The 26,417-nt window shown below is 75.7% G+C and carries 25 protein-coding genes and 1 riboswitch; of the genes, 12 read left to right on the forward strand and 13 right to left on the reverse strand.

Annotated features, from left to right (window positions below; genetic code table 11):
• Positions 1-66: 66 nt before the first annotated feature.
• From ACI78Z_RS05155 to ACI78Z_RS05165, 3 genes are all read right to left on the reverse strand, one after another.
• Complete coding sequence (locus ACI78Z_RS05155; protein WP_457035452.1) at positions 67-585, reverse strand: cupredoxin domain-containing protein; 519 nt, start codon at positions 583-585, stop codon at positions 67-69.
• A gap of 105 nt (positions 586-690) precedes the next feature.
• Positions 691-1,620, reverse strand: coding sequence for an alpha/beta hydrolase family protein (locus ACI78Z_RS05160; RefSeq protein ID WP_457035453.1), 930 nt, complete (start codon positions 1,618-1,620; stop codon positions 691-693).
• 1 nt (position 1,621) lies between these two features.
• Complete coding sequence (locus tag ACI78Z_RS05165) at positions 1,622-1,960, reverse strand: hypothetical protein (RefSeq protein ID WP_457035454.1); 339 nt, start codon at positions 1,958-1,960, stop codon at positions 1,622-1,624.
• Positions 1,961-2,023: 63 nt separating this feature from the next.
• Between ACI78Z_RS05165 and ACI78Z_RS05170 the strand changes: the two genes are divergently transcribed.
• On the forward strand, positions 2,024-2,551 hold the full coding sequence (locus ACI78Z_RS05170) for a helix-turn-helix domain-containing protein (RefSeq protein WP_457035455.1): 528 nt from the start codon (positions 2,024-2,026) through the stop codon (positions 2,549-2,551).
• Positions 2,552-2,592: 41 nt separating this feature from the next.
• On the opposite strand, the gene ACI78Z_RS05175 is transcribed toward ACI78Z_RS05170, so the two are convergent.
• The 3 genes from ACI78Z_RS05175 to ACI78Z_RS05185 form a co-directional block, all read right to left on the reverse strand.
• The gene (locus tag ACI78Z_RS05175) at positions 2,593-3,093 is read right to left on the reverse strand and encodes a hypothetical protein (protein WP_457035456.1); all 501 of its coding nucleotides are present in this window, start codon (positions 3,091-3,093) and stop codon (positions 2,593-2,595) included.
• 96 nt (positions 3,094-3,189) lie between these two features.
• Positions 3,190-4,767, reverse strand: coding sequence for a DEAD/DEAH box helicase (locus ACI78Z_RS05180; RefSeq protein WP_457035457.1), 1,578 nt, complete (start codon positions 4,765-4,767; stop codon positions 3,190-3,192).
• Between the two features lie 225 nt (positions 4,768-4,992).
• A complete protein-coding gene (locus ACI78Z_RS05185; RefSeq protein ID WP_457035458.1) occupies positions 4,993-5,994 on the reverse strand; it encodes a GlxA family transcriptional regulator in 1,002 nt (333 codons plus the stop codon).
• 72 nt (positions 5,995-6,066) lie between these two features.
• On the opposite strand from ACI78Z_RS05185, the gene ACI78Z_RS05190 reads away from it, so the two are divergent.
• The 3 genes from ACI78Z_RS05190 to ACI78Z_RS05200 all read left to right on the forward strand — a co-directional run bounded on the left by ACI78Z_RS05190 (position 6,067) and on the right by ACI78Z_RS05200 (position 8,763).
• Entirely contained in the window at positions 6,067-7,383 is a 1,317-nt protein-coding gene (locus ACI78Z_RS05190) for an MFS transporter (protein ID WP_457035459.1), read from the forward strand.
• Positions 7,384-7,518: 135 nt separating this feature from the next.
• Positions 7,519-8,385: an endonuclease domain-containing protein gene (locus ACI78Z_RS05195; RefSeq protein WP_457035460.1), complete on the forward strand. Its 867-nt coding sequence runs from the start codon at positions 7,519-7,521 to the stop codon at positions 8,383-8,385.
• Between the two features lie 105 nt (positions 8,386-8,490).
• Positions 8,491-8,763, forward strand: coding sequence for an FmdB family zinc ribbon protein (locus ACI78Z_RS05200; protein ID WP_457035461.1), 273 nt, complete (start codon positions 8,491-8,493; stop codon positions 8,761-8,763).
• Positions 8,764-8,909: 146 nt separating this feature from the next.
• Here ACI78Z_RS05200 and ACI78Z_RS05205 read toward each other — a convergent pair whose 3' ends face one another.
• Positions 8,910-9,743, reverse strand: coding sequence for an aggregation-promoting factor C-terminal-like domain-containing protein (locus ACI78Z_RS05205; protein WP_457035462.1), 834 nt, complete (start codon positions 9,741-9,743; stop codon positions 8,910-8,912).
• Between the two features lie 220 nt (positions 9,744-9,963).
• Positions 9,964-10,110: riboswitch (cyclic di-AMP (ydaO/yuaA leader) on the reverse strand.
• A 231-nt stretch (positions 10,111-10,341) separates the two neighbouring features.
• On the opposite strand from ACI78Z_RS05205, the gene ACI78Z_RS05210 reads away from it, so the two are divergent.
• Together ACI78Z_RS05210 and ACI78Z_RS05215 are read left to right on the forward strand one after the other, a co-directional pair.
• Positions 10,342-11,445, forward strand: a complete 1,104-nt coding sequence (locus ACI78Z_RS05210) for an LLM class flavin-dependent oxidoreductase (protein WP_457035463.1) — start codon at positions 10,342-10,344, stop codon at positions 11,443-11,445.
• The gene (locus tag ACI78Z_RS05215) at positions 11,442-12,062 is read left to right on the forward strand and encodes an FMN reductase (protein WP_457035464.1); all 621 of its coding nucleotides are present in this window, start codon (positions 11,442-11,444) and stop codon (positions 12,060-12,062) included. The genes ACI78Z_RS05210 and ACI78Z_RS05215 overlap by 4 nt, the downstream gene beginning before the upstream one ends.
• A gap of 45 nt (positions 12,063-12,107) precedes the next feature.
• Here the strand turns inward: ACI78Z_RS05215 and ACI78Z_RS05220 are convergent, their stop codons facing one another.
• From ACI78Z_RS05220 to ACI78Z_RS05240, 5 genes are all read right to left on the reverse strand, one after another.
• Positions 12,108-13,682, reverse strand: a complete 1,575-nt coding sequence (locus ACI78Z_RS05220; RefSeq protein ID WP_457035465.1) for an FMN-binding glutamate synthase family protein — start codon at positions 13,680-13,682, stop codon at positions 12,108-12,110.
• A gap of 87 nt (positions 13,683-13,769) precedes the next feature.
• Positions 13,770-15,227 (reverse strand): GntP family permease, encoded by a 1,458-nt coding sequence (locus tag ACI78Z_RS05225; RefSeq protein ID WP_457035466.1) that lies wholly within the window; start codon positions 15,225-15,227, stop codon positions 13,770-13,772.
• Between the two features lie 29 nt (positions 15,228-15,256).
• Positions 15,257-16,804 (reverse strand): gluconokinase, encoded by a 1,548-nt coding sequence (locus tag ACI78Z_RS05230; protein ID WP_457035467.1) that lies wholly within the window; start codon positions 16,802-16,804, stop codon positions 15,257-15,259.
• Between the two features lie 46 nt (positions 16,805-16,850).
• The gene (locus ACI78Z_RS05235; RefSeq protein ID WP_457035468.1) at positions 16,851-17,498 is read right to left on the reverse strand and encodes a hypothetical protein; all 648 of its coding nucleotides are present in this window, start codon (positions 17,496-17,498) and stop codon (positions 16,851-16,853) included.
• Positions 17,499-17,697: 199 nt separating this feature from the next.
• A complete protein-coding gene (locus ACI78Z_RS05240) occupies positions 17,698-19,029 on the reverse strand; it encodes an MFS transporter (RefSeq protein ID WP_457035469.1) in 1,332 nt (443 codons plus the stop codon).
• Positions 19,030-19,159: 130 nt separating this feature from the next.
• On the opposite strand from ACI78Z_RS05240, the gene ACI78Z_RS05245 reads away from it, so the two are divergent.
• The 5 genes from ACI78Z_RS05245 (at position 19,160) to ACI78Z_RS05265 (ending at position 23,139) form a co-directional block, all read left to right on the forward strand.
• Positions 19,160-19,792 carry a TetR/AcrR family transcriptional regulator gene (locus ACI78Z_RS05245; RefSeq protein ID WP_457035470.1) on the forward strand — a complete coding sequence of 211 codons (633 nt, stop codon included), beginning with the start codon at positions 19,160-19,162 and terminating at the stop codon, positions 19,790-19,792.
• 106 nt (positions 19,793-19,898) lie between these two features.
• A complete protein-coding gene (locus ACI78Z_RS05250; RefSeq protein ID WP_457035471.1) occupies positions 19,899-20,300 on the forward strand; it encodes a cupin domain-containing protein in 402 nt (133 codons plus the stop codon).
• Positions 20,301-20,429: 129 nt separating this feature from the next.
• Positions 20,430-20,981 carry a glycosyltransferase gene (locus ACI78Z_RS05255; protein ID WP_457035472.1) on the forward strand — a complete coding sequence of 184 codons (552 nt, stop codon included), beginning with the start codon at positions 20,430-20,432 and terminating at the stop codon, positions 20,979-20,981.
• Between the two features lie 116 nt (positions 20,982-21,097).
• Complete coding sequence (locus ACI78Z_RS05260; RefSeq protein ID WP_457035473.1) at positions 21,098-22,501, forward strand: sensor histidine kinase; 1,404 nt, start codon at positions 21,098-21,100, stop codon at positions 22,499-22,501.
• Complete coding sequence (locus ACI78Z_RS05265) at positions 22,498-23,139, forward strand: response regulator (protein ID WP_457035474.1); 642 nt, start codon at positions 22,498-22,500, stop codon at positions 23,137-23,139. Before ACI78Z_RS05260 ends, ACI78Z_RS05265 begins: the two co-directional genes overlap by 4 nt.
• Before the next feature lie 3 nt (positions 23,140-23,142).
• Here ACI78Z_RS05265 and ACI78Z_RS05270 read toward each other — a convergent pair whose 3' ends face one another.
• Positions 23,143-24,411, reverse strand: coding sequence for a GAF domain-containing protein (locus tag ACI78Z_RS05270; protein ID WP_457035475.1), 1,269 nt, complete (start codon positions 24,409-24,411; stop codon positions 23,143-23,145).
• A 132-nt stretch (positions 24,412-24,543) separates the two neighbouring features.
• On the opposite strand from ACI78Z_RS05270, the gene ACI78Z_RS05275 reads away from it, so the two are divergent.
• On the forward strand, positions 24,544-26,367 hold the full coding sequence (locus ACI78Z_RS05275; protein WP_457035476.1) for a flavin-containing monooxygenase: 1,824 nt from the start codon (positions 24,544-24,546) through the stop codon (positions 26,365-26,367).
• Positions 26,368-26,417 lie beyond the last annotated feature (50 nt).

A 26,417-nucleotide genomic window follows, 5' to 3' on the forward strand; every position in this document is an offset into this window, starting at 1 on the left:
GGTGGGCGGCGGTCGGGGGTCCCGCCGTCCACCCCCCGGGGTCCGGGGGCCGGCCCGCTCGGGGGCTCAGGCCGAGACGGTCACCGACGTCTCCATGCCGGCCGCGCGGTGCGAGCCGACCGAGCAGTAGAAGACGTAGTCGCCGGGGGCGAGCTCGACCTCGAGCGTCGCCGACTGGCCCGGCCGCAGCACCTCGGTCGCGGCGACGTCGCTGCCGCCCTGCTCGACGACGAAGTCGTGCGGCATGTTGCCGGTGTTGGTCACCTCGAAGGTGTACGTGCCGGCGGAGTAGGTGTCCTCCGAGAGCTCGATGAACATCTCGCCCTCGGTGACCGACACCGTCTCGCTCTCGGCCTCCGCCACCGCCGGGCTCGACGCGGGCGCGGACGACGCCGGGGCGCTCGCCTCCGCGCTGCTCGACGGTGCGCTGCTCGCGGCCGCGCTGCTCGACGGGGCGCCGCTCGCGGCCGCCGCGTCGGAGGCGCCGTCGTCGCCGGAACAGCCGCTGACCAGGCCGATCCCGAGGGCCAGGACCAGCGGCGCGGCACGGCGGGCGGAGCGGGTGGGACCGGTCGTATGGGACACGCGGTACCTCCTGGGAGCCGGCGGGGCTCCGCCCCGGCGGCGGCTCCCCGTGGCGCCCGATGCTGCAGGGGTCAAGCACATCGGGGAACCCCCCGGACTCGGGGGTCACGACGACGCGGGCACTCCTGTGACGCTCCGGCACCAGGCGGTCACGCTGGCGCGGACGTCGGCGTCGACCGGACGGCGCAGCTCCTCCCGATAGCGGCGCACGGAGGGAGCGCGCTCCTGCCGGCGCAGCGTGTGCGTCAGGTCGGGCACGCGGTGCGCCTCGACCGGTCCGGGGACGGTCGCGGCGAGGACGGCGAGGTCGTCCGCCGGCACCTGCAGGTCCTTCTCGCCGGTGATCGCCAGGACCGGGACGGTCAGCCGGGCGAGGTCGGCCCGCGGGTCGTGGCGCAGGAACTCGCGGGTCCACCGGGCGTTGAGCCGGACGCCGCCCAGCCGTGCGACGTCGGTCGTGGTCGCCAGGATCCTCCGGTGGTTGGCCGCGACCCTCTGCTCGAGGTCGGTGCGCAGCAGCCGGAGCAGGCCGCGGACCGGCGCCGGCAGGGTCGGTCCGATCCGCCGGGCCTGCCAGCGGAGCAGCTCCGCGCCCGGCGTCGCGCTCATGGCGAGCAGGACGACGCCGGCAACCGCGACGCCCTCCCGCGCGGCCAGCGCCGCGGCCAGCAGAGCGCCCTCGCTGTGCCCCGCCAGCAGCACCCGCCCAGGGTCGACCTCGGGCCGGGCGGCCAGCGCCTCCCGCGCCCGGGCCAGGTCGTCGACGTTGTCGTGCAGGCCGGCGGCCCGCCAGTCGCCGGGGCTGCCGCCGACGCCGCGCTTGTCGTAGCGCAGCGAGGCGAGGCCGCCCTCGGCCAGGGTGTGCGCCAGTGCACGGGTGACGTCGAAGCGCATGCGGCGGTGGTTCGAGTCGCGGTCGAGCGGGCCGGACCCGGTCGCCAGCAGCACCGCGGGCACCGGCGTCGGGACGTCGGGCAGGGTCAGCGTGCCCGCCAGCGGGGGCTCTCCGGGCACCCGCACCGGCAGCTCGCGCACCTCAGCGGGCCGCGAGGAGTGCGCCGGCCACCGCGGCCGGGTCGTCGACCCCGAGCAGCAGGGTGTCGTAGCGCTGGCCGGTCAGCCGCACCCGCACGGCCGGCTGACCCCGCCGCACGGACACCAGGGTCTTCTCCCCGCGCCCGCGCCAGGTGCCGATCTTCCGCCGTCCGGGCAGGGCCAGGCCCGGCGCGCGCAGACCCCGGGTGGCGGCCAGCCCGTCAGGGACGACCTCCACCGCCTGCACGGCCGACAGCGGGACCTCGAGGTCGCGGAGCAGGCCCAGGAAGCGCTCGGCGCGGGAGAGGGAGACGGTCAGGGTCTGAGGTGTCGTGGTCACGGTCGCCATGGCATGATCGTTACCAACAACGATAACGTTGTCAACTATGAGAACGGTGGCGTCATGGCGACGGCGGACCTGCTGCTCCACCCAGTGCGGCTGCGGATCGTGCAGGCCTTCCTCGGCGACCGCACGCTGACCACGGCCGACCTGCGCACCGAGCTGGCCGACGTCCCGCCCGCGACGCTGTACCGGCACGTCGGGGTGCTGGCGGAGGCTGGCGTGCTGGCCGTCGTGGGGGAGCGGAGGGTGCGCGGAGCCGCCGAGCGCAGCTACCGGCTGGTCACCGAGGCGGCGTCGGTCGGCCCCGCGGAGGCCGCGTCGATGTCGGTGGACGAGCACCGGCGTGCCTTCGCGACCTTCGTCGCCGCCCTGCTGGCCGACTTCGACCGGTACGCCGACGCGGCCGGCCCGGCCCTCGACCCGGCGGCCGACGGCGTCGGCTACCGGCAGGTGGCGCTCTGGCTCGACGACGAGGAGTTCACCGGGCTGGTGACCGAGCTGCGTGCGGTGCTCACCGCGCGGCTGGCGCTGGAGCCCGACGGCGTCCGCCGGCGCCGGATCGTCAGCCAGGTCTTCCTGCCGGGGTGATGCGCGGGGGCCAGGGGGTCGGCCCCGGCCCCCGCGCGGGGTCACTCGGCGCGGGCGGCGGCCCGGGCGACCTTCTTGTTGGCCTTGGCCAGCGTCTTGGCGGCCTTGCGCATCCGGCGCGGCTCCCGGTCGATGGTGCCGCGGGTGAGCAGGCCGATGCCGATGCCGAGCAGCCACACGTCCTTGGCGACCGTCAGCCCCTCCTGGGTCGGGGCGAGGCTGCCCGGCTTCCGCATCCCGGGGGTGTTCAGGTAGAGCCCCAGCAGCCCGCCGGAGAAGGCGGTGAGCACAGCACCGGCCACCGCGGTGGGCACGAACGGCGTCAGCAGCGTGGCCCCGACGGCGATCTCGCCGTAGGCCAGGGCCTTGGCGAACGTCGCCGGGTCGACGCCCTTGAGGAACGGGTAGGTGCCGGAGGCGAAGCCGTGCAGGCCCGCTGCGGTGCCCTCGTCGGCGCCGCGCTTGCCCAGGCCGCTGTTGAGGATGAACGCGCCGGCCGAGATGCGCGGAGCGATCTCGGACAGGGTGATGGGCAGTGGCATGGGTACTCCTCGCTGGTCACGGACGGACAGGGCCCGGCCTGACCCTGGTCGAGGGGTCCAGTGCCCACCACCCGGGGCGTCAACCCTGGGTGCCGGTCAGCGGCCCCCGCGGCGGGACCGGCCGCTGAACGACGCGGCCGAGTGCGTCCCGGCGCGCGCGGCGAGCTCGGCCCGGGTGCGCGCCGGACCCGAGGCCCGGCCCGCACCGCGCGCGGCGGACGTCGTCCCGCCGCCCGACCCGGCGCCGGTCTGGCCGCCGGAGCGACCGGACCCGGTCGCCGGCCGCCGACGCCGGCCGCCGCCCTGGCCCTGCGGCTGGGGTTCCGGCGCGGGCGCCGGCTCCACGTACGGCGCGGCCGGCCCGGTCAGCGCGGTGATCTCCGCGGCGCCCGGGCGCACGGCGCTCACCGTGGGGGTGATGCCGGCCTGCCGGGCGAGGGTGCGCACCTCGCCGGCCTGGTCCTGGGTGGAGACGGTGACCACGGTGCCGCCGGCGCCGGCCCGGGCGGTGCGGCCCGAGCGGTGCAGGTAGGCCTTGTGCTCGGCCGGCGGGTCGACGTGGACGACGAGCGCGACGTCGTCCACGTGGATGCCGCGCGCGGCGATGTCGGTGGCGACCAGCACCCGGGTGCTGCCGTTGCTGAACGCCTCGAGGTTGCGCTCCCGGGCGTTCTGGCTGAGGTTGCCGTGCAGGTCGACGGCGGGGACGCCGGCCGCGGTCAGCTGCCTGGCCAGCTTCTTGGCCTGGTGCTTGGTGCGGGTGAACAGCACGCTGCGGCCCAGGCCGGAGGCGAGCTCCCGGACGACGGTCGGCTTGTCGGCGGCCTCCACCCGGAGCACGTGGTGGGTCATCGTGGACACCGGCGCGACCGCGGGATCGACCGAGTGCGTGGTCGGGGCGGACAGGTAGCGCTTGACCAGGACGTCGACGCCGTTGTCCAGGGTGGCTGAGAACAGCAGCCGCTGGCCGGTGGCCGGGGTGCGGTCCATCAGCCGCTTGACGCCGGGCAGGAAGCCGAGGTCGGCCATGTGGTCGGCCTCGTCGAGGATCGTGATCTCGACGGCGGAGAGGTCGCAGTGACCCTGGCCGATGAGGTCCTCGAGCCGGCCGGGGCAGGCGATGAGCACGTCGATGCCGCCGGCCAGCGCCTGCACCTGCGGGTTCTGGCCGACCCCGCCGAAGACGGTGGTCGCCTTCATGCCGAGCGCGCGGGCCAGCGGGTCGACGACGGCGAGCACCTGGTTGGCCAGCTCGCGGGTCGGCACCAGCACCAGCGCCCGCGGCCGCTTCGGCTGCCGGCGGCTGTCGGAGGCGGCCAGCCGGGCGACCAGGGGCAGGCTGAAGGCCAGCGTCTTGCCCGAGCCGGTGCGCCCGCGGCCGAGCACGTCGCGCCCGGCGAGGGTGTCGGGCAGCGTGGCCACCTGGATGGGGAACGGGGCGGTGATGCCGCTGGCGGCGAGCACCTCGACCAGCGGGGCGGGGACACCGAGGTCGGCGAACGTGGCGTCGGTGGGTACGACGGTGGCAGGGGCGCCCACGGGGACGACGGGGGCCTCCGGCGTGGGCTGCTGGGCCTGGGGAGCGGCAGCGGGGCCGGTGCCCCGGCCGCGGCCGCCGCGGCGGCGACGGCGGGAGCCCTCGGGGGCAGGGGTGGTCTGGTCGTGCAGGGTCATCAGGTGTGTCCTCGGGCTCGGTTCGCCGTCGGGCGCCCGGCCCCGTCCAGAGGCTCGCGCCGAGCTTGCGAGGCGCGAGGGGGACGGGGTGCTCTTCGGGACGTCGGACAGCCGGGCGCGCCGGGGTGGCGCTGCCGCGGTCCGACGTCGAGTCCCGCGCCCCGGATGGGCGGCAGGGCAACGCCGGTACCGCTACTCAACCAGACGCGGCGCCGACCTGTGCCCTCACACGGGGGAGGGGCCGGTCACACCGCGCCCGCGGTAGCTGCGCCGGTAGCTGCCCGGCGCGACCCCGATGGTGGCCCGCAGGTGCTGCCGCAGGGACGCCGGCGTGCCGAAGCCGGCATCGGCGGCGACCCGGTCGATCGGCGCGTCGGTGGACTCCAGCAGCTGCCGCGCCAGCGCCAGCCGCTGCCCGGCCAGCCAGCGCAGCGGGGAGAGGCCGGTCTCCTCGCGGAAGCGGCGGGTGAAGGTCCGCACGCTCATCCGGGCGTGCGCGGCGAGGTCGGCCAGCGTCAGGGGCTCACCCAGCCGCTCGGCAGCCCAGGCGCGGGTGGCCGCCGTCCCGACGTCGCCCGCTTCGGGCAGCGGCCGCTCGACGAACTGGGCCTGGCCGCCCTCGCGCCACGGCGCGACGACGTTGCGCCGGGCCGCCCGGTTGGCCACCCCCGAGCCGTGGTCGCGGCGGACGAGGTGCAGCAGCAGGTCGATGCCGGCGGCGTTGCCCGCGGAGGTGAGCACGTCGCCGTCGTCGACGAAGAGCACGCCGGGGTCCAGGCGGACGGCGGGGAACAGCCGCCGGAACGCCTCGGCGTGCATCCAGTGCGTGGTGGCCGGCCGCCCGTCGAGCAGCCCGGCGGCGGCGAGCACGAAGGCGCCGGTGCAGATGGACACCATCCGCGCATGCCCGGCGGCCGACCGCAGCGCCTCGGCGAGCCCGTCGGGCAGCGAGCCCTCGGTCATGGCCGGCCCGCCGTGCACCCCGGGGACGACGACCGTCCCGGCGCCCGCCAGCAGCGCGGCGTCGTGCTCGGGGGTGATCGAGTACCCGGCCGAGGTGCGGACCGGCCCGCCGTCCAGCGTCGCCACCCGCACCCGGTAGAGCCGGTGCCCGTCGGCGTCGACCGCGGACTCCAGCAGCCGGTGGGGGAGACCCAGCTCGAAGGCGACGGAGCCGGGCAGCGCCAGGACGGCGACGTCGTGGGCCGGACCCGGGCCTGCTGTCATGGCCGGATCCTGGCAGGTGTTGGCCGTCGGGCCGCTGTCCGGCCGCGTGGAGCGTCCGCCATGCTCGTCGGCGTGACGAGGACCGCCGCTGCGCGCACCTACCGCATCCACCCGGCCTGGTGGGTGGCCGCGGTGACGTTCCTGGCCCTCGTCGGCGCCGCGGCGTTCCGGGCCGTGCCCGGGGTGCTCATCGAGCCGCTGCGGGCGGAGTTCGGCTGGTCGGTCACGACGATTTCTGCCGCCGTCGCGGTCAACATGGCGCTCTACGGGCTGACCGCGCCGTTCGCCGCCGCGCTGATGGAGCGCTTCGGCATCCGCCGGGTCGTCGTCGCGGCGCTGCTGCTGACCGCCACCGGCAGCGGCCTGACCGTCTTCATGACCGCGAGCTGGCAGCTGGTGCTGCTGTGGGGCTTCCTCGTGGGCCTCGGCACCGGGTCGATGGCGTTGTCGCTGGTGGCGACGGTGACCGGGCGCTGGTTCGTGGCCCGCCGCGGCCTGGTGTCCGGCATCCTCACCGCCGGCGGGGCGACCGGGCAGCTGGTGTTCCTGCCGCTGGTCGCCTGGGCCGACACGACCTGGGGCTGGCGGTCGGCGTCGCTGGGCACGACCGCGGCCGCGCTGGCCGTCGTCCCCTTGGTGCTGTGGCTGCTGCGCGACCGGCCGCGCGACGCCGGCGTCGTCCCCTACGGCGGGACGGCGGCCGACGACGTCGACCCGGTGCGCACCGGCGCGGCGCGGACGGCGGTGCGCGGGCTGCTCTCGGCTGCGCGGACGACGCCGTTCTGGCTGCTGGCCGGGGGTTTCTTCATCTGCGGGCTGTCGACCAACGGGCTGGTGCAGCCGCACTTCATCCCCGCGGCGCACGACCACGGCATGCCGATCACCACGGCGGCCGGGCTGCTCGCCGTCGTCGGCATCTTCGACATCGCCGGCACGGTGCTGTCGGGCTGGCTGACCGACCGCACCGACCCGCGGGTGCTGCTGCTGGCCTACTACGGGCTGCGCGGCCTGTCGCTGTTCCTGCTGCCGGCCCTCTTCGGACCCGACCTGCACGTCAGCATGGTCGCGTTCATCGTCTTCTACGGCCTGGACTGGGTGGCCACGGTGCCGCCGACGCTGGCGCTGTGCCGGGAGTTCTTCGGGCCGCGGGCGCCGGTGGTGTTCGGCTGGGTGTTCGCCTCGCACCAGCTGGGGTCGGCGTTCGCGGCGTTCGGCGGCGGCGTGATCCGCGACGTCACCGGCTCCTACGACCCCGCGTGGCTCATCGCCGGCGCGCTCTGCATCGCCGCGGCGGCCATGTCGTTCCTCATCCCACGTCGTCCGCCGGCCGCCGGGACCGTCCTGCCCACCGACCGTGAGGAGGCCGCGGCCGCCCAGGCCCACGGCTGAGCCAAACCCCCGCGAGGTGCCTTTCGCGCGAAAGGCACCCGTCAGCAGGTGCCTTTCGCGCGCGGAAGGCACCTGGCACGTCCGGGCCTGTGGACGACGGGAGCCCGCGGCGCCGCGATCGGACAGGCTGCGCCGGTGCCCACCCCCCGCCGCCTCCTCACCGGCGTCTTCCTCGGCAGTGCCGCCGTCGCCGAGGGCTTCCTGACCCGTGGCCAACTGCGCGTCCGCAGCTACCACCGGCTCGCTCAGAACGTCTACGCCGACCCGTCACTGGAGCTCGACCACCAGTTGCGCTGTCGTGGGGTCGCCCTGCTGCTGCCGCCCGAGGCGCGGATCGGCGGGCACTCGGCAGCAGCCTGGTACGGGGCTCCCTTCGCCGGCCTGATCGACCCGGTCACCGTCGTCTGCCCGGAGTCCACGCGGTGGACCGGCCCGAGGGGCGTCCGGGTGCACCGCACCGTCCTGGACCCGGGGGACCTCGCCGTGGTCGACGACGTCCCGACGACCACGGCACTGCGGACGGCCTGGGACGTCATGGCGCTCGAGCCCCTGACCACCGCGGTGGCCGCCCTCGACGCGATGGCCCGCGCGCACCACGTCGCGGTCCCCGGCCTCCTCGCCATGGCCGACCGGGGTGCCGGCCGCTGGGGCGTCAGCCGGGTGCGGCGGGCCGTCAGGTACGTGGACCCCCGCGCCGAGTCGGCCCCGGAGTCGCGCCTGCGGGTCTGCCTCGTCCTCGACGGCCTGGAGCCGGTGCCCCAATACGAGGTCTTCGACGGCGGGCAGTTCATGGCTCGTGTCGACCTGGCGTTTCCGGAGGCCCGCCTCGCCGTCGAGTACGAGGGGGCCCACCACTTCCTCGGGACGCAGGTCGACGAGGACGCGGAGCGCCTGGCGCGACTCCGTGCGGCCGGCTGGCGGGTCATCCGCGTGGCCGCCGCGGACATGCGGGACCTCGCGACCCTCATCGCCCGGATCCGCGCCGCGCTCGCCACCGTCTGAGGTGGGGGGGGGGGGGGGGGGGGGGGGGGGGGGGGGGGGCGCCCCGGGGGGGGGGGGGGCCCCCCCCCCCCCCCCCCCCCCCCCCGCCACCGGCAGGAGACGCCCGTGCCCCTCTACGAGTTCCGCTGTCCGCAGTGCGGCCCGTTCGACCTGCGCCGCGACATGGCTGACGTCGCCGACGCCGCCGTCTGCCCCTCCTGCGACCGGCCGGCCCAGCGGGTCTACACCGTCTCGGGCGGCCGGCCGTGGAGCGGGCCCCTGCGCGACGCCGGGAAGGCCGACCGCGCGCGCGTCGAGCGGGCGCGCAGCGGCGAACCGGTGGTCACCGGCCCGCCGTCCGGGCGCCGGCTCTCGCGGCGGGGCGGCCACCACCACTGAGGACGGCCGAGGGCCGCCCCCGCGGTGCGGGGACGGCCCTCGGCGGCCCTCCTGCACGGTCCCGCCGCCAGTGTGGTGAGGTGCTGGAACGGCCTCCTTCAGGGGCCCGCGCCGAGCGTGCGAGGCGCGGGGGAAGGGTGGTCCTTCTAGTACCAGCCCTTGGCCTGCGAGTGCGCCCAGGCGTCGCAGGGGGTGCCGTAGCGGTTCTCGATGTAGATCAGGCCGGCGTCGATCTGCCGGTAGCCGTCCGACGTCTTGGCGATGCCGGTGCTGGCCCAGGTCGAGTTCAGGAACTGCGGGATGCCGTAGGCGGTGCTGGTGGGGTTCTGCGCGTTGGGGTTCCAGCCGCTCTCCTTGCCCCACAGCTTCTCCAGGCAGCTGAACTGCTCGGCGCTGCCGACCTTGCTCATCGCGTAGTCCTTGAAGGAACCGCGCGGCGCCGGGGACGACGAGCCGCTGCTGGCCGCGGGGGCCGGGGCAGCGGCGGAGGAGGCGGCGGCCTGCTCGGCGGCCGCGCGGGCGGCGGCCTCGGCGGCGGCCTGCTCGGCGGCCGCGCGCTCCGCGGCCTCGCGGGCGGCCTGCTCGGCGGCGGCCTGCTCGGCGGCCTGGCGGTCCAGCTCGGCCTGCTCGGCGGCGGCCTGGACCTGCGCGGCCTGGGCCTCGGCGGCCTCGCGCTGGCTGCGGGAGGCGGCGAGGTCCTGCAGCGGGGCCAGCTCGGGGGCGCCCGGGGCGGCGAGCGGCGCCTCGGCGGTGATGCCCAGCTGCTCGGCGACGCTCACGGAGGCGGGGACCGTCTCGGTCTCGGCCTCGGCGGCGGGCTGGTTGCCGACGACGGTGCTGACGACGATCGCGCCGGCCGCGGCGGTGGCCAGCAGGATCGCCGGACGCCGGCCGCGGGCGGGCAGCCCCAGGCGGCGGGCGGGGCGGTTGGTGGCGGGATCGGTGGTGGCCGGGACGGCCGGGAACTGCTGGGTGTCCATCAGGTGGGGGTGCTCCGTGGCGAGAGGGCGCGCGGGATGGACCCCCCTGGCGGAGGGCAGCCCGGTGCGGCGCGGTCTACGGGGGGTGCCGGCGGATCAGGAAGAGCCGGCGGGCGCGGTCGGGTGCCGGGTCAGCTGGCCGGGGAGGAGGCGCGAGGCGCGCGTGGCCGGGCGGACCGGCGAGCCGCGAGGGCCCGGGGGCGGGGCATGCGGAGTGCTCCGTTCTTCCGTGAGCCGCCTACCGAGTTAGCTGACGGGTTCGGGCGGGAAGCAGCCCTACCGGCCCGCGAGAAGGACTCGCGGGCGGGATTCACCCCAGTACTGCGGTGGGTCCCCGGCTCGCGCCCGCTGGCGGCGGACACGACTCGGCGGCGCCCGGTCAGGCTCCCCGAACGGGGACGAGACGACCGACCGGACGTCAGCCACCGTAGGCGTCGTTACCGTCCCGTGACAATGCCGCGAACCACATCCGAAACGTGAGTGACGTCGCACTCCGGCACCCGCCGCCCCTCTCGGGTGAGCCGGACGTGGGGAATACCGGCCGGCCGGATACGTTGCACCGGCCGGTAGTTGCACTCTCAATCACACGGAGACCGACATGCAGTTCGGCGTCTTCTCGGTCAGCGACATCACGACCGATCCCACCGACGGCCGCACGCCCAGCGAGGCGGAGCGGGTCCAGGCGATCGTCACCATCGCGAAGAAGGCCGAGGAGGTCGGGCTCGACGTCTTCGCCCTGGGCGAGCACCACAACCCGCCGTTCTTCTCCTCCTCGCCGACGACCACGCTGGCCTACATCGCCGCGCAGGCCACGCGGCTGCAGCTGTCGACGGCGACCACGCTGATCACCACCAACGACCCGGTGAAGATCGCCGAGGACTACGCGATGCTGCAGCACCTGGCCGGCGGCCGGGTCGACCTGATGATGGGCCGCGGCAACACCGGCCCGGTGTACCCGTGGTTCGGGCAGGACATCCGCAACGGCATCCCGCTGGCGGTGGAGAACTACGCGCTGCTGCGCCGGCTGTGGGACGAGGAGGTCGTCGACTGGTCCGGGCAGTTCCGCACGCCGCTGCAGGGCTTCACCTCGACCCCGCGGCCGCTGGACGGCGTCCCGCCGTTCGTGTGGCACGGCTCGATCCGCTCCCCGCAGATCGCCGAGCAGGCCGCCTACTACGGCGACGGCTTCTTCCACAACCACATCTTCTGGCCGAAGGAGCACACGGCCCGGATGGTGCAGTTCTACCGCCGCCGCTTCGAGCACCACGGCCACGGGGCCGCCGACCAGGCGATCGTCGGGCTGGGTGGGCAGGTGTTCATGCGGAAGAACTCGCAGGACGCGGTGGACGAGTTCCGGCCGTACTTCGACAACGCGCCGGTCTACGGCCACGGCCCCTCGCTGGAGGACTTCTCCCGCGAGACGCCGCTGACCGTAGGCTCCCCGCAGCAGGTCATCGAGCGCACGCTCGGCTTCCGCGAGTACGTCGGCGACTACCAGCGGCAGCTGTTCCTCATCGACCACGCCGGCCTGCCGCTGAAGACCGTGCTCGAGCAGCTGGACATGCTCGGCGAGGAGGTCGTGCCGGTGCTGCGCCGCGAGTTCGCCGCGCTCAAGCCCGCGCACGTGCCCGACGCCCCGACCCACGCCTCGCGCGTGGCCGCCCGTGCCGCCGTCACCACCCCGGAGGAGGTCTCGGCATGACCACCCGCACCCTCGCCGTCGTCAGCGGGGGGCTGTCGACGCCGTCGTCGACCCGGCTGCTGGCCGACCGGCTCACCACCGCGACCGTCGCCGCCCTGCGCGAGCGGGGGGACGACGCGACCGTGGAGGTCGTCGAGCTGCGCACGCACGCCCGCGACCTGGCCGACCACCTGGTCACCGGGTTCGCCGACGAGTCGCTGCGCGCCGCGATCGACACCGTCACAGGCGCCGACGGGCTGATCGCGGTGACGCCGGTGTTCTCGGCGTCCTACAGCGGGCTGTTCAAGACGTTCTTCGACGTCCTGGACAGGGACTCGCTCACCGGGACGCCGGTGCTGCTCGGCGCCACCGCCGGCACCGCCCGGCACTCGCTGGTGATCGAGCACGCCATGCGGCCGCTGTTCGCCTACCTGCGCGCCGTCCCGGCGCCGACCGGCGTCTTCGCCGCGTCGGAGGACTGGGCCGGTGCCGGTGGGGTGGACGCCGAGCTGGCCCGCCGGATCGACCGCGCGGCCGGTGAGCTGGCCGACCTGGTCGCCGGCCGACCGTCCGCGAAGCGTCCGCTGGACCCGTTCGCCGACGTGCCCTCCTTCGAGGAGCTGCTCCGCGGCGCGTGAGCCGGTCCCCTGGCGGCGGTTTCCGCGGGAACCGCCGCCAGGGCGTCACCGGACGGCGTCCTCCGAGGGGACGGCGGACCCGCCCTGCGGGGCCTCGGCCGTCATGATCCGGACGATCTCCGCCCGGTCGTCGGGTGAGGGCAGCCCCCACCCCGGCTGGTAGCCGTAGACCTCCCCCAGCGGTGTCGACGCCGTGCGCCCGGTGAGCACCTCGACCGAGGAGGAGTCGATCAGGCCCGGGTGCTCGACGCCGCAGGCCTCGGCGACCTTGACCAGGTCGCGGCGCAGCGTCCCGATGTAGTTCGCCGCCCGCACCGACTTCAGCTGCGGGTCCAGACCGTGCGCCAGCCAGGGGTTCTGCGTGGCGACGCCGGTGGGGCAGGTGTCGGTGTGGCACTTCTGGGCCTGGATGCAGCCGATCGCCAGCATCGCCTCGCGGCCGATGTTCACCATGTCGCAGCCGAGCGCGAAGGCCACGATCGCGTTGTCGGGCAGGCCGAGCTTCCCGGCACCGACGAAGGTGACCTGCTCGTGCAGCCCCGCGCGGGCGAACACCGCGTGGACCCGGGCGAAGCCGAGCTGGAACGGCAGGGACACCGAGTCGGTGAAGATCAGCGGTGCCGCGCCGGTGCCGCCCTCGCCGCCGTCGACCGTCACGAAGTCCACGCCGCGGCCGGTGGTCGCCATCAGGTCGGTGAGCTCGTGCCAGAAGGTCATGTCGCCGACGGCGGACTTGATGCCGACCGGCAGCCCGGTCTCGGCGGCGAGCAGCTCCACCCAGTCGAGCAGGCTGTCGGTGTCGGAGAACTCCGCGTGCCGCGACGGGCTGATGCAGTCCACGCCCTCCGGCACGCCGCGGGCGGCCGCGATCTCGGCCGACACCTTCGCGCCCGGCAGGACGCCGCCCAGGCTGGGCTTGGCGCCCTGGCTGAGCTTGACCTCCAGGGCGCGCACGGGCGCCCCGGCCACCAGGTCCTTGAGCCGCTGGAGGTCGAAGCGGCCCTGCTCGTCCCGGCAGCCGAAGTAGGCGGTGCCGATCTGGAACACCAGTTCCCCGCCGTGCCGGTGGTGCACCGAGAGCCCGCCCTCGCCGGTGTTCTGCATGCACCCGGCGAGCGCCGCCCCGCGGTTGAGCGCCTCGATCGCCGCGCCGGACAGCGACCCGAAGCTCATCGCCGAGACGTTCACGACCGAGGCCGGCCGGAACGCCTTCGCCCGGCCGCGCGGACCGCCGAGCACCTTGGCGCTCGGCAGTTGGACGTCGTGGCCCGCGTGCACGGAGGTGGGCGGCACGGCGCGGCCGAACGTGCGGTGGTTGATGACCGGGTAGCCGGCGGTGAACTCCAGGTCGTTGTCGGTGCCGAAGCCGAAGTAGTTGTTCTCGTGCTTCGCCGACGCGTACACCCAGCGCCGCTGGTCGCGGGTGAACGGGCGCTCCTCGTTGTTGCCCGCCACGAGGTACTGGCGCAGCTCCGGGCCGATCGACTCGAGCAGGTACCGGGCGTGGCCGATCACCGGGAAGTTGCGCAACAGGGTGTGCTCGCGCTGCAGCAGGTCACGGGCGGCGACCGCGGCGAGACCGGCGAGGCCGGCACCGGCGAGCCGGAGGGTGCGTCCCATCGCGCCACGATGTCACCACGGGCCCGGTCGCGGTGGGTCCGTCGCGACCGGGCCCGGCGGTTTCCGCGGAAATCGCCGGAGGGGGCGTCAGAGGAAGAGGCTGAGCACCAGCGCAATGAGGAAGCCGATGGTGCCCAGCAGCGTCTCCATGACCGTCCAGGTCTGCAGCGTCGTCTTCTCGTCCATGCGGAAGAAGCGGCTGACCAGCCAGAACCCCGAGTCGTTGACGTGCGACAGCACCGTCGCGCCGCCGGCGATGGCGAGCACGATGAGCGCCAGGTCGACCGACGACAACCCCTCGGTGGCCTCGACGACCGGGGCCATCAGCCCGGCCGCGGTGGTCAGCGCGACCGTCGCGGAGCCCTGCGCCACCCGCAGCAGCACCGAGATGACGAACGCGGCGACGATGACCGGCAGGCCGATGTCCCCGAGGACGTCGGCCAGCGCCGTCCCGATGCCGCTGGCCCGCAGCACGCCGCCGAACATGCCGCCGGCGCCGGTGATCAGGATGATCGCGCAGACTGGCCCGAGGGCGCTGTTGACGATCGACTCGACCTGCGCGCCGCTCTCCCCGCGCCGCACGCCGAGCACGATGCTCGCGACGAGCACCGTGGTGAGCAGGGCCACCGGGGTGGCACCCAGCAGCTGGCCGGCGCGGACGAGGAGCGAGGTCTCGTCGAGCGCCCCCGCGGTGGACAGCGTCGAGAGCCCGGTGTTGAGGAAGATCAGCACCAGCGGCAGCAGCAGGATGCCGACGACGATGCCGAACCGGGGCGGCGCCGGCCGGGTCGCGGTCCCCGTGCGCCGGCCACCCGACGACGCGATCGCCGGCGAGGTGCCCTCGACCGACGGGTCGGGGGTGTCGTCGAGCGGCTTCTCGTCGGCGAGGATGTCCGGCACCGCGACGTCGTAGCGGCGCCCGGCCCACAGCCCGAACAGGTAGCCGCCGAGGTACCAGGTGGGCAGGCCGACGAGCAGGCCGAAGACGAGGACCAGCCCGATGTCCGCGCCGATCAGCTCGGCGGCGGCGACCGGCCCGGGGTGCGGCGGCACGAAGGCGTGCATGACGGCGAAGGCGCCGGCGACCGGCAGCCCGTAGGTCAGCAGCGACCCGCCCAGCCGGAGGGCCACCGTGAAGACGATCGGCAGGAACACGACCAGCCCGGCGTCGAAGAAGATCGGGAAGCCGAACAGCAGCGCCGCCACGCCCAGCGCCAGCGGCGCCCGCTTCTCGCCGAACCGGCCGATCAGGCTGTCGGCCAGCACCTGCGCGCCACCGCTGTGCTCCAGCAGCCGGCCGAGCATCGCGCCCAGCCCGACCAGCAGCGCCACGCTGGCGAGGGTCGTGCCGAACCCGCCGGTCAGCGTGGTGACGACGTCCTCGAGCGGGATCCGGGTGGCCAGCGCGGTGAGCAGGCTGACCAGCACCAGCGCGAGGAACGCGTGCAGCTTCAGCTTCATGATCAGGAACAGCAGGACGCCGACCGCGGCCGCCGCGATGAGCAGCAGCGGGCCGGCGCCGAGCACCGGTTCGACCTCGGGCACGAGTTCCTCCTCGGGGATCGGACGGCGGGTCAGCCGGGGTGGGGCGGGTCGTCGAGGGCGTCCAGCGCGGTGAGGACGTCGGTCAGCGCGTCGGTGGAGCGCTCCACCAGCGGCCGCAGCTCCCGGTAGACCGCGGCCTCGTCGGGGTCGGGCTCGACCGGGTCGTGCACGGTCACCAGCGCGGTGGCAGCGTCGAGGTCCGGCAGCGCGCCGAGGGCGTGCAGCCCCAGCAGGCAGGCGCCCAGGCCGGTGCCCTCGGGTGAGTCGGCGACCCGCACCGGCAGGTCGAGCGCGGCGGCGAGCGTGCGCACCCACAGCGACGAGGCGACCGCTCCCCCGGTGGCGCGCACCTCGCACACCGGGACGCCGGTGGCCGAGAAGGCGTCGCGGACCAGCGCCAGCTGCTGGCAGACACCCTCCACCGCGGCGCGGACCAGGTGCGGCCGGCGGTGCTCCCGGCGCAGCCCCAGGTAGGCGCCGCGCAGCCCGGAGCGCCACCACGGCGCCCGCTCGCCGAGCAGGTAGGGCAGGCAGAGCAGCCCGGCGCTCCCCGCGGAGACACCTGCGGCCTCGTCGAGCAGCCGGGCGTCGAGCTCGTCGGCCTCCTCGCCCTGCGGCTCGGGCTCGCCGGGCTCCACGGCGAGCGCGTGCGAGGCCCAGCGGACCACCGAGCCGCCGTTGTTCACCGCTCCCCCGACCACCCAGTGCTCGTCGGTGAGGGCGTAGCAGAACAGCCGGCGGCCGGGGTCCACCGTGGGCGCGGGGACGACGACCCGCATCGCGCCGCTGGTGCCGAGGGACACCGCGGCGACCTCCGGGCGCACCGCGCCGACGCCGAGGTTGGCCAGCACCCCGTCGGAGGCGCCCACGACGACGGGGGTGTCGGCCGGCAGGCCGGTCGCGGCGGCGACGTCGGCGCGCAGCCCGGGCAGCACCGCGGTCGTCGGCAGCACCTCGCCGAGCTGGCCGGACCGCACCCCGGCGATCGCCAGCGCCTCGTCGTCCCACCGGCCGGCGCGGATGTCGTACAGCCCGGTGGCCGAGGCGCAGGAGCGGTCGACCACCTGCGGGCCGCCGCACAGCGCAGCGACGACGAGTTCCTTGACCCCGCCCCAGCGCGGCGTCCCGGCCACCCGGTCGGCGTCCTGCGCCCGCTCCCAGGACAGCTTCACCAGCGGCGACATCGCGTGCACCGGCGTGCCGGTGCGGGCGTGCAGGTCCGGCGCGCGCCCGTCGGCGTGCAACGCCCGCGCCCACGCGGCGGCCCGGGCGTCGGCCCAGGTCACCACCGGGCCCAGCGGCGCCCCGTCGCCGTCCATCCGCACCAGGCCGTGCATGGCGGCGCAGAGGCTGATCCCGACGACCCGGTCGCCGCGCTCGCGGGCGAGGGCGGCGACCGCGGTGAGCGCCTCCACGGCGGCCCGCTGCAGGCGGCCGGCGTCGAGCTCGGCGCGGCCGGGGGCGGGCACCAGCAGCGGGTACCCCACGCTGACCAGGTCGCGGACGCGCGCGTCGACGCCCGCGGTCACCGCCTTCGTCGCCGTCGTCCCGGAGTCCAGCCCGACGACGACGTCCACGCGCACCTCCCGCTGGGACCCTGCGGTCGGGCCCGACGCTAGTGGCTCATCCGGCCAGGGGCGCGCGGGCGGGTTGCTCCTCCTCGGCGGGCTGCCCGGCCACGGTCTGCAGCACCGCGTCCAGCTCGGCGGTCAGCCGGCGCACCTCGGCGTGCGCCCGCGCCAGCTCCTCCTCCGCGGCCGTGCGGGCCTCCTCCGCCTCCGCCCGCATGCGCTCGCAGTCGGCAACGGCGGCGTCCCTGACCTCGCGGGCCCGCCGCAGCAGGGCGTCGGCCTCGGCCCGCGCCTCCCCCCGCAGTCGGTCGCCGTCGGCGGCCCCGGCCTCGGTCAGCCGCGCGGCCTCGTCGGCGGCCAGCCGCAGGATCTCCCCGACCCGCTCGGAGGTGCGCACCTGCTCCCGCCCGGCCGGCGAGCAGGCCAGCAACCGGCGGGAGATCTCCAGCTCCGCCGAGCAGGCGCCGTAGCGGGACAGCAGCTCGTCGTTGGCCCGCCGGACGGCGAGCAGCTCGGTCTCGGCCCAGGCGACGTAGTTGTCCACCTGCAGCCGGTCGTAGCCCCGCAGCGCGCCGCGGAACAGCGGCCGGGGCTCGAGCAGTGCGTCGAGGTCACCGGAGGGGTGGCGGCCGGCGTACTCGAGGTGGGGCCCCGCCGCCCCGGATCCGCCGCCGGCCGGGGCCTCGTTGCGTCGGAACACCGCGCCTCCCTGCCTCCCCGTCCCACCCGATCAGCAGGACGGTCCCAGACGGCAGCCGCCGGGAGGGTCGCCCGCGGTGCGGCGCGGCGGGCGGGACGGCCCCGTCCGCCACTGCGTGCCGGGCCGGACACGCGGCGTGAGAAAGGACCCCCTCGCCCCCACTCGCGGCGGGACCCCGCGAGGGGGCCGGGTCCTGTTCTCAGTGGTAGACCGAGCGCCCCCGCAGCCGGGCGCCCACGGCGGCGACCAGCGGCGCCAGGACGACGCCGTCGCGGGCCAGCCGCTCCCGCAGCTGCCGGCGGTGCCGGATGACGCCGACCAGGCCGATCGCCCAGAACACGTACTGGACGGCGAACGCGGCCCGGAAGGCGTCCAGCGAGTACCCGGTCGAGCCGCCCGGGGTGAGCAGGTCGAGCACCGCGCCCACGGCCAGGACGGTGAGCAGCGAGGCGACGAAGCCGCCGACGTTGACCACCCCGCTGGCGCTGCCCTGCCGCTCGGCGGGGTTCCAGGTGCGGGCGTAGTCGAAGCCGATCATCGAGCCGGGGCCGTTGGTGCCCAGGACGACGACCAGCAGCACCAGCACCGGCAGCGGCGCCCGGCCCGGCCACAGCAGCACGACGGTCCAGGCGGCCGCGGTCAGGGCGAGGATCGTGAAGACCAGGTCGGAGCGGCGCAGCGGCCACCGGGCGCAGAGCCGGCCGAGCAGCGGGCCGATGCCCATGCCGACGACGACGAGGAGGGTGAGCAGGGCCGCCGCGGTCGCCGGGCTCACGCCCTGGCCGAGCACCAGGAACGGGTAGCCCCACAGCAACGCGAAGACGGTGCCGGAGAACTGGGTGACCAGGTGCGTGTAGAGGCCGATCCGGGTGCCCGGCTCCCGCCAGGTCAGCGCCAGGCTGCGCCGGACCTCCGCCAGCCCGGAGGCGCGCGGCAGCTCGGTCCCCGCGGGCGCGTCCGCGAGCGCCACCAGCACCAGGACGGCGACGAGCAGCCCCACCGCGGCCGCGCCGAGGAAGGTCGTCGTCCAGGAGGTGCTGTGCAGCAGCGCCACCAGCGGGTAGGCGGCGGCGATCGAGCCGACCTGGCCGAGGATGCCGGTCAGTTGCGTGACCAGCGGGACCGCCGGCCCGGGGAACCAGAAGCCGACCAGGCGCAGCACGCTGATGAACGTCATGGCATCGCCCGCGCCGACCAGGACGCGGGCCGCGACCGCGGTGGGCACGTCGGTGGCGAGCGCGAGGACCAGCTGGCCGGCGGCCATCGTGACCGCGCCCGCGATGACCATCCGCTTGGAGCCGAACCGGTCCAGGGCGACGCCGACCGGGACCTGCAAGCCCGCGTAGACGGCGAGCTGGAGCACGAGGAACAGCGAGACCGCCGAGGCGCCGGCGTCGAAGCGCTGCTGGGCCTCCACCCCGGCCACGCCGAGGGAGGCGCGGTGGAAGACCGCGACGGCGTAGGCGGCGAGCGCGACCAGCCACACCGCGTAGGCGCGGGCCGTCGGGCGGGATGCGGTCGGCGTGCTCACCCTCAGGACGACGTCACCGGCACCGCCGTTCCTTCCCCGAGTGCCCGGTGAGATCGGTCACCGCCCCCGTGTGCTCCGCCCCGGACGCACCGCACGCCCGGTTCCGGAGGACGCCGATACAGTCGCCGACGTGGGTGGTCTCGTCGAGCTCGGCGGCGACCCGACCGTGGACGACGCCCAGCGCCGCGGCCGCATCCTCGGCGCGCTGGCCTCCTGCATGGCCGAGAAGGGCTACCGCGCCACGACCGTCGCCGACATCGCGCGGGTGGCCCGGGTCTCGAAGACCGTGCTGTACGCCCACTTCCACGACAAGGAGCACTGCCTCCTCGAGCTGGTCTCCCGGGCGACGGACAAGGTCCTCGACGAGCTCCGCCGGACCCAGCGCGAGGCGGCCGAGGCCGGGCTGCCGTGGCGCGACCGGCTGCACGCGACCGTCGCGACCCTGCTGTCCGCCCTCGCCTCCGCGCCGGAGGTCGCCTGGGCGGTCCTGGTGGAGGTCCAGGCGGCCGGCCGCAGCGGGCTGGCGCTGCGCCGCGACGTCCTGCACCGCTACGTCGCGCTGCTGCGCGAGACCGCCGACGACCTGGTCGCCCGCTCCCCCGACGAGGTGCGCCCGGTCGAGGAGGCGCTGGTGCTGGCCGCGGTCGGCGGCATCCACGAGCTCATGCTGGCCCGGGTCGAGCGCGGTCAGGCCGACCGGCTCACCGAGGACGCCGACGTCGCCGCCGCCGTCCTGGTCGGGCTGCTCGAGTGCCGTACCTGAAGAAGGAATGACCTGCGCGGGCCGGGGGCAGGAGGGACGTCGTCCGCCGGGCCCGACCGGGCCGCGGCCGCGCAGACCCGTGCCCGCCCGAGCAGAGGAGCCCTCGATGGCGTCCGTCATCCACTACACCATCGCGACCGAGGCGGAGAAGTACGCCGACTTCCGCCGCGTGCTGTGGACCGGCAGGAACACCCAGCTGGTCATCATGACCATCCCGCCGGGCGGCGAGATCGGCGAGGAGGTGCACGAGGACATCGACCAGATCCTCACCTTCGTCAGCGGCACCGGTGAGGCGCGGGTCTCCGGCTCGAAGAAGCAGGTGGCGCAGGGCGACCTGGTCGTCGTCCCCGCCGGGACGAAGCACAACTTCGTCAACACCGGCCCGAACCCGCTGGTCCTCTACACCGTCTACGGCCCGCCGGAGCACGCCGACGGCGCGGTGCACGCGACCAAGGAGGAGGCCGACGCGGCCGAGGAGGCCGGCGAGGACGAGCCGCCCACCGAGTGACCACCAGGCGGAGGGCGGCCCGGACGGTGGCCACCCTCCGCCGCGTGCAGGGTCGTACGACCCCTGTCCAGGTGCGGGCCCGACCGGCGAGCTGGTGCAGTGACCCCGGGTCCGACCGGGAGGGGTGTCATGGCGACGAGCGGGGCGCCCGCACGCCGCCGGCTGCTGTGCGTGGCGCCGCTGGTCCCCGCCGGCGGCGTCGACACCCTGCTGACGGCGTTCGGCATGCTCGCCGGCGACCGGCCGGAGCTGTCCGTGGACGTCGTCGGCAGCGGGCCGCTGTCCCGGGTGCTGCGCGACCAGGCGACGTACCTCGGCGTGACCGAGCGGATCTGCTTCCGCGGCTCGCTGGCCGTCCCGGCGGTCCGGGCGGCGGTGCGGGGCTGCGCCCTGCTGGTCCTGCCGCACCGGGACGACACGGCCACCGGGTCGCCGACCGTGGAGGCCGCCCTGCGGGAGGCCCTGGCGAGGGCCCGCCCGGTGGTGGCCACCCTCCCGGCGGCGCGGCACGCCGCCCTGCGGGATACCGAGCCGGTCGTGCCGCCGGACGTCCCGACCGCGCTGGCGCAGGCCCTCGCCACCGCGCTGGCCGTCCCCGAGCAGGCCCCGGCCGCCCCCCTCCCGCAGCCGGAGCCCGTCCGGCACCTCCTGCGGCGGGCCTGGCACCGGGTCCTCGGGTGAGGCCCGCCGTCCCCCCGTCCGGGGCACAGTGCCCGCCCGCCCCTTGCGCACCGGCACCCCGGGATGGCACAACTCCCCGGCAGGGCGGTCCCGCGCCTGCGCGGGACGGGGGTGGGATGACCACGGAGCTCACCGCGGCCGCGGCACCCTCCGCGGACCCGGGCTGGGTGGTTCTGGGCGACGGCGGGACCGCAGCGCGGGCCCGGCCGGCGTCCCCCTCGGTGGGCCGGGTGGTGCGCAGGTTCGTCCTCGCCAACCTGGCCGCCGTCGTCCTGCTGCTGGCCGGCGGCCTCTGGGCCGGCGTGGAGGCGGCCGAGGACGAGGCCCTGGTCGACGCCCGCCGCACCACGGACCTGCTGGCCGACGTGCTCGTCCAACCCCTCGTCGACGACCGGCTGCTCGCCGGCGACCCCGCGGCGATCGCCGCCGTCGACGCCGCGCTGCGCGACGGACTGGCGCAGACCGCCGTCCTGCGGGTCAAGATCTGGACCCCCGACGGCCGGGTCGTGTACTCCGACGAGGCCCGCCTCATCGGGTCGACCTACCCCTTCGACGACGTCGACCAGCAGACCCTGCGCGACGGCGTCACCCGCGCCGCGGTCAGCGACCTCAGCCGCCCGGAGAACCGGTTCGAGCCCTCGGGCGGCCGGCTGCTGGAGGTCTACGGGCTGATCGAGGGCCCCACGGGCGAACCGCTGCTGCTGGAGACCTACTCGGTGTACGAGGAGGCCACCGAGCGCCGCTTCGAGATCTGGGCGCAGTTCGCGCCGATCTCGATGATCGTGCTGCTCACCCTCGTCGCCGTGCAGCTGCCGCTGGCCTGGCGCATGGCGACGCAGCTGCGGGCCACGCAGCGGGAACGCGAACTCCTGCAGGCGCGGGCGCTGGACGTCTCCACCGAGGAGCGCCGGCTGATCGCCGGCAGCCTGCACGACGGCATCGTGCAGGACGTCTCGGCCTCCGCGCTGCTGGTCGCCCGCGCCGCCGACGACCTGCGGGCGGGCCCGGTGGACGCCAGGGACCGGCAGGTGGTCGAGGTGCTCGGCCAGGCGGCCGGGGCGCTGCGGGAGTCGGTGGGCTCGCTGCGCTCGCTCCTGGTGGAGATCCACCCGCCGACCCTGGAGCAGGCCGGGCTGCCCGGCGCGCTGGCCGACCTGGCCGCGCGGCTGCGGCCCCGGGGCATCGACGTCGACCTGACCGTCGCCGAGGACCTCGAGGCCGGACCGGGCACCGCCGCGCTGCTGCTGAGCACGGTGCAGGAGGCGCTGCGCAACGTGGTCAAGCACGCGCGCTCCCGCAGCGTGGCCGTCACCGTCGAGCAGCGGCCCGGGCGCCTGGTCCTGCAGGTCAGCGACGACGGCGTGGGCTTCGACGTCGCGGCGGTGGTGGACCGGTCGCGCACGGGTCACCTCGGGCTCCGCCTGCTCGCCGACCGCGCCGCGGCAGAGGGGGCCACCCTCGCCGTGCGCACCGCTCCCGGTGCCGGCACGACCCTGCGGCTGGAGGTCCCCCGCCCGTGATCGACGTCCTGGTCGTCGACGACCACGCGCTCATGCGCACCGGCCTCTCCGGCCTGATCGCCGCGGCCGGCGACATGCGCGTGGTCGGGACGGCGGCCGACGGCGCCGAGGCGGTCGAGGAGGTGGCCCGGCTGGGGCCGCACGTGGTGCTCATGGACCTGTCCATGCCGGTCCTGGACGGCGTCGGGGCGACCCGCCGCATCGTCGAGGAGCACCCGGACGTCGAGGTGCTGGTGCTCACCTCCTTCTCCGACCAGCAGCGGGTCATGGAGGCGCTCGACGCCGGCGCCAGCGGCTACGTGCTCAAGGACACCGAGCCGGCCGACCTGCTCGCCGCCATCCGCTCGACCGCCCGCGGCCACTCCCCGCTCGACCCCCGGGTGGCCCGCACGGTCCTGCACGCCCGGCGCGGCCCGGCCCGCGCGGCCGAGCTCACCGAGCGGGAGCAGGAGGTGCTCGCCCTGGTCGGCCGCGGGCTGGCCAACAAGCAGATCGCCCGCCGCCTCGGCATCCGCGAGAGCACCGTCAAGGCGCACCTGACCAGCGTCTTCCAGCGGATCGGCGTCCGGGACCGCACCTCCGCCGCGCTGTGGGCCCGCACCCACCTGCCCGAGGCACCGGACGCCCCGGCCTCCTGACCGTCAGCCCCGGCGGAGGCGCTCCACCAGCGGTGCGGTCGACGCCGGGAGCAGCCGCGTGACCGGCGTCGGCAGCCGGACCTCCACGGCGACGTCCTCGTCGACCCGGTACGGCTGGGTCTGCAGCACCGAGCCCAGGGTGCGGCGCAGCCGCGAGACCTCGGCGCGCACGGTGACCGTCCGGGTCGGGTCGCCGAAGAGGTCGTCGGCGAGGGCAGCGGCCGAGCGGCCTGCCGGGTGCCGGGTCAGGGCGAGCAGGATCTCGGCGTGCCGGAGGCTCAGCCCGGTGGTCCAGCTGCCGCTCGCCCCGGTCACCTGCACCTGCGGGCGGGCCCCGCTGAGGTCGAGCACCAGCCCCGCCGGCCGGTCGTCGTCCTCCGCGCCGTGCGGGCGCAGCAGCCAGCCCCCGGGCAGCGGCTCGACGGTGCACCGGCCCAGCGCCGGCACCCACGCCGTCCCCGGGTGCAGTCCCTCGGGCAACGCCACGCGGGCGGGCGCGGTCAGGGCGGTCGCGGCGGCGGTGCACCCGTCGACGCCGACGACCAGCGCCGGGCCGGTCAGCCGGGCCAGCATCGGCGCGGCCAGCGTGCGCAGCCGCTCGACGTGCCGGGCGTGCGCCCGCAGGAGCTCCTGCCCGGCCAGCAGGGCGACGGCGTCGACCAGGGCGATGGTGCTCGGGTGCACCGTCGAGGCCGGGCCGGAGAGGTCGACCACCCCCAGGACGCGGCCGGTGACCGGGTCGCGCAGCGGCGCGGCGGCGCAGGTCCAGGGCTGGTGGCCCTCGGCGTAGTGCTCGGCGGCGTGCACCTGCAGCGGCGCGCGGACCACGACGCTGGTGCCGATGGCGTTGGTGCCGACGACGTCCTCGTCCCAGGAGGAGCCCTCGACGAAGCCCAGCCGGTCGGCCCGCCGGCGCACCTCGGCACCGCCCTCCCGCCACAGCACCCGGCAGCCGGCGTCCCCCACGACCAGCACCTGCCCGGCGTCGCGGGCCACCGACAGCAGCCGCTCGCGCAGCAGCGGCAGCAGCGGGGCCAGGCCGCTCTCCGCCCGGCGGCGCTCCAGCTCGGGCCCGTCCAGCGGGACGACGTCCGGCGACCGTGACGGGTCCAGGCCGCTGCCGCGCAACCGCCGCCAGGAGGCCCCGATCACCGGCCGGGGTGCCGCCGGCGGCGTGCCCCCGGCGAGGGCCGCGGCACGGACCCGGGCGAGCAGCCGGGTGTGCACCCGCGGATCGGTTCCGGGGGGCAGGGCGCTCTGGACCTCGGTCATGGGCAGCTCCTCGTCTGTGACCTGCGACACGACCATATGTCCTGCAACCCCCTGCAACGCCTCCCAGGCGTCGGCCCGGGCGGGTCTGCTGGGCGGCGTCCCCACCCGCGACGACGCAGGAGGCGCGCCCGCATGACGCAGACGGTCGAACGACCCGAGACCACCGGCTCCCCCACCGACCGCACCGACGCCTGGCTGGCCGCGTTCGAGGACGCGCTCACCGCTCGCGACGCCGACCGCGCGGCGGGCATGTTCGCCGCCACGAGCTTCTGGCGGGACCTCATCGCCTTCACCTGGAACATCACCACGGTCGAGGGGCCCGACGGCGTCCGCGACCTGCTCGGCGCCACCCTGGAGTCCACCGACCCGCGCGGCTTCCGCACCACCGAGGAGCCGACCGAGGACGACGGGACCATCACGGCCTGGATCGAGTTCGAGACCGCGGTCGGGCGCGGCCGCGGGCTGCTGCGGCTGCAGGAGGAGGGCACGAAGGCGTTCACCCTGCTGACCACGCTGTACGAGCTGAAGGGGCACGAGGAGCCGCTCCGCGAGCGCCGGCCGATGGGCGCCGAGCACGGCGCGAACCGCGAGCGCAGGACCTGGCGGGAGCGCCGGGAGCAGGAGGAGGCCGAGCTCGGGTACACCACCCAGCCCTACGTGCTGGTCGTCGGCGGCGGGCAGGGCGGCATCGCCCTCGGCGCGCGGCTGCGGCACCTCGGTGTCCCGGCCCTGGTGATCGACAAGCACGCCCGGCCCGGCGACCAGTGGCGCAGCCGCTACAAGTCGCTGTGCCTGCACGACCCGGTCTGGTACGACCACCTGCCCTACCTGAAGTTCCCGGACAACTGGCCCGTCTTCGCGCCCAAGGACAAGATCGGCGACTGGCTCGAGTCCTACGTGAAGGTCATGGAGGTGCCCTACTGGGGCGGCACCGTCGCGCGCTCGGCCAGCTACGACCAGCAGACCGGCGAGTGGACCGTCGAGGTCGAGCGCGACGGGGAGCCGCTCACGCTGCGCCCGAAGCAGCTGGTGCTGGCCACCGGCATGTCCGGCAAGCCGAACGTCCCCCGGCTGCCCGGGCAGGACGTGTTCCGGGGCGAGCAGCACCACTCCTCGGCCCACCCCGGCCCCGACGAGTACGCGGGCAAGAAGGTCGTCGTCATCGGCAGCAACAACTCCGCGTTCGACATCTGCGGAGCGCTGTGGGAGATCGGCGCCGACGTGACCATGGTGCAGCGCACCTCGACGCACATCGTGAAGAGCGACAGCCTCATGGAGATCGGCCTCGGGGCCCTGTACTCCGAGCAGGCGGTCGCCAACGGGGTGACCACCGAGAAGGCCGACCTCATCTTCGCCTCGCTGCCGTACCGGATCATGCACGAGTTCCAGATCCCGCTGTACGAGCAGATGAAGGAGCGCGACGCCGACTTCTACCGGCGCATGGCGGACGCCGGCTTCTGGCTGGACTGGGGCGACGACGGCTCGGGGCTGTTCATGAAGTACCTGCGCCGCGGCTCGGGCTACTACATCGACGTGGGCGCCGCCGAGCTGGTGGCCGACGGCGAGGTGAAGCTGGCGCACGGGCAGGTCGAGCGGCTCACCGAGGACTCCGTCGTCCTCGAGGACGGCACCGAGCTGCCCGCCGACCTCGTCGTCTACGCCACCGGCTACGGGTCGATGAACGGCTGGGCGGCCGACCTCATCTCCCAGGAGGTCGCCGACAAGGTCGGCAAGGTGTGGGGCCTGGGCTCGGACACCACCAAGGACCCGGGCCCGTGGGAGGGCGAGCAGCGCAACATGTGGAAGCCCACCCAGCAGCAGGCGCTGTGGTTCCACGGCGGCAACCTGCACCAGTCACGGCACTACTCGCTGTACCTGGCGCTGCAGCTGAAGGCCCGCAGCGAGGGGATCCCCACCCCGGTCTACCGCCTGCAGGAGGTGCACCACCTGTCCTGACGCGCCTCGTCCCGAGTCGTTCATGGGGTTGTTGCTCCGGGACACGCCCG

The organism is Geodermatophilus sp. SYSU D01176, assembly GCF_054050015.1.

What these genes read in the sequence shown, in the direction of transcription:
- ACI78Z_RS05170 (WP_457035455.1), top strand. Translation starts at nt 2,024, where the DNA reads ATGGCGACGGCGGACCTGCTGCTCCACCCAGTGCGGCTGCGGATCGTG.
- ACI78Z_RS05175 (WP_457035456.1), bottom strand. Translation starts at nt 3,093, where the DNA reads ATGCCACTGCCCATCACCCTGTCCGAGATCGCTCCGCGCATCTCGGCC.
- ACI78Z_RS05180 (WP_457035457.1), bottom strand. Translation starts at nt 4,767, where the DNA reads ATGACCCTGCACGACCAGACCACCCCTGCCCCCGAGGGCTCCCGCCGT.
- ACI78Z_RS05185 (WP_457035458.1), bottom strand. Translation starts at nt 5,994, where the DNA reads ATGACAGCAGGCCCGGGTCCGGCCCACGACGTCGCCGTCCTGGCGCTG.
- ACI78Z_RS05205 (WP_457035462.1), bottom strand. Translation starts at nt 9,743, where the DNA reads ATGGACACCCAGCAGTTCCCGGCCGTCCCGGCCACCACCGATCCCGCC.
- ACI78Z_RS05210 (WP_457035463.1), top strand. Translation starts at nt 10,342, where the DNA reads ATGCAGTTCGGCGTCTTCTCGGTCAGCGACATCACGACCGATCCCACC.
- ACI78Z_RS05215 (WP_457035464.1), top strand. Translation starts at nt 11,442, where the DNA reads ATGACCACCCGCACCCTCGCCGTCGTCAGCGGGGGGCTGTCGACGCCG.
- ACI78Z_RS05220 (WP_457035465.1), bottom strand. Translation starts at nt 13,682, where the DNA reads ATGGGACGCACCCTCCGGCTCGCCGGTGCCGGCCTCGCCGGTCTCGCC.
- ACI78Z_RS05250 (WP_457035471.1), top strand. Translation starts at nt 19,899, where the DNA reads ATGGCGTCCGTCATCCACTACACCATCGCGACCGAGGCGGAGAAGTAC.
- ACI78Z_RS05255 (WP_457035472.1), top strand. Translation starts at nt 20,430, where the DNA reads ATGGCGACGAGCGGGGCGCCCGCACGCCGCCGGCTGCTGTGCGTGGCG.
- ACI78Z_RS05260 (WP_457035473.1), top strand. Translation starts at nt 21,098, where the DNA reads ATGACCACGGAGCTCACCGCGGCCGCGGCACCCTCCGCGGACCCGGGC.
- ACI78Z_RS05270 (WP_457035475.1), bottom strand. Translation starts at nt 24,411, where the DNA reads ATGACCGAGGTCCAGAGCGCCCTGCCCCCCGGAACCGATCCGCGGGTG.
- ACI78Z_RS05275 (WP_457035476.1), top strand. Translation starts at nt 24,544, where the DNA reads ATGACGCAGACGGTCGAACGACCCGAGACCACCGGCTCCCCCACCGAC.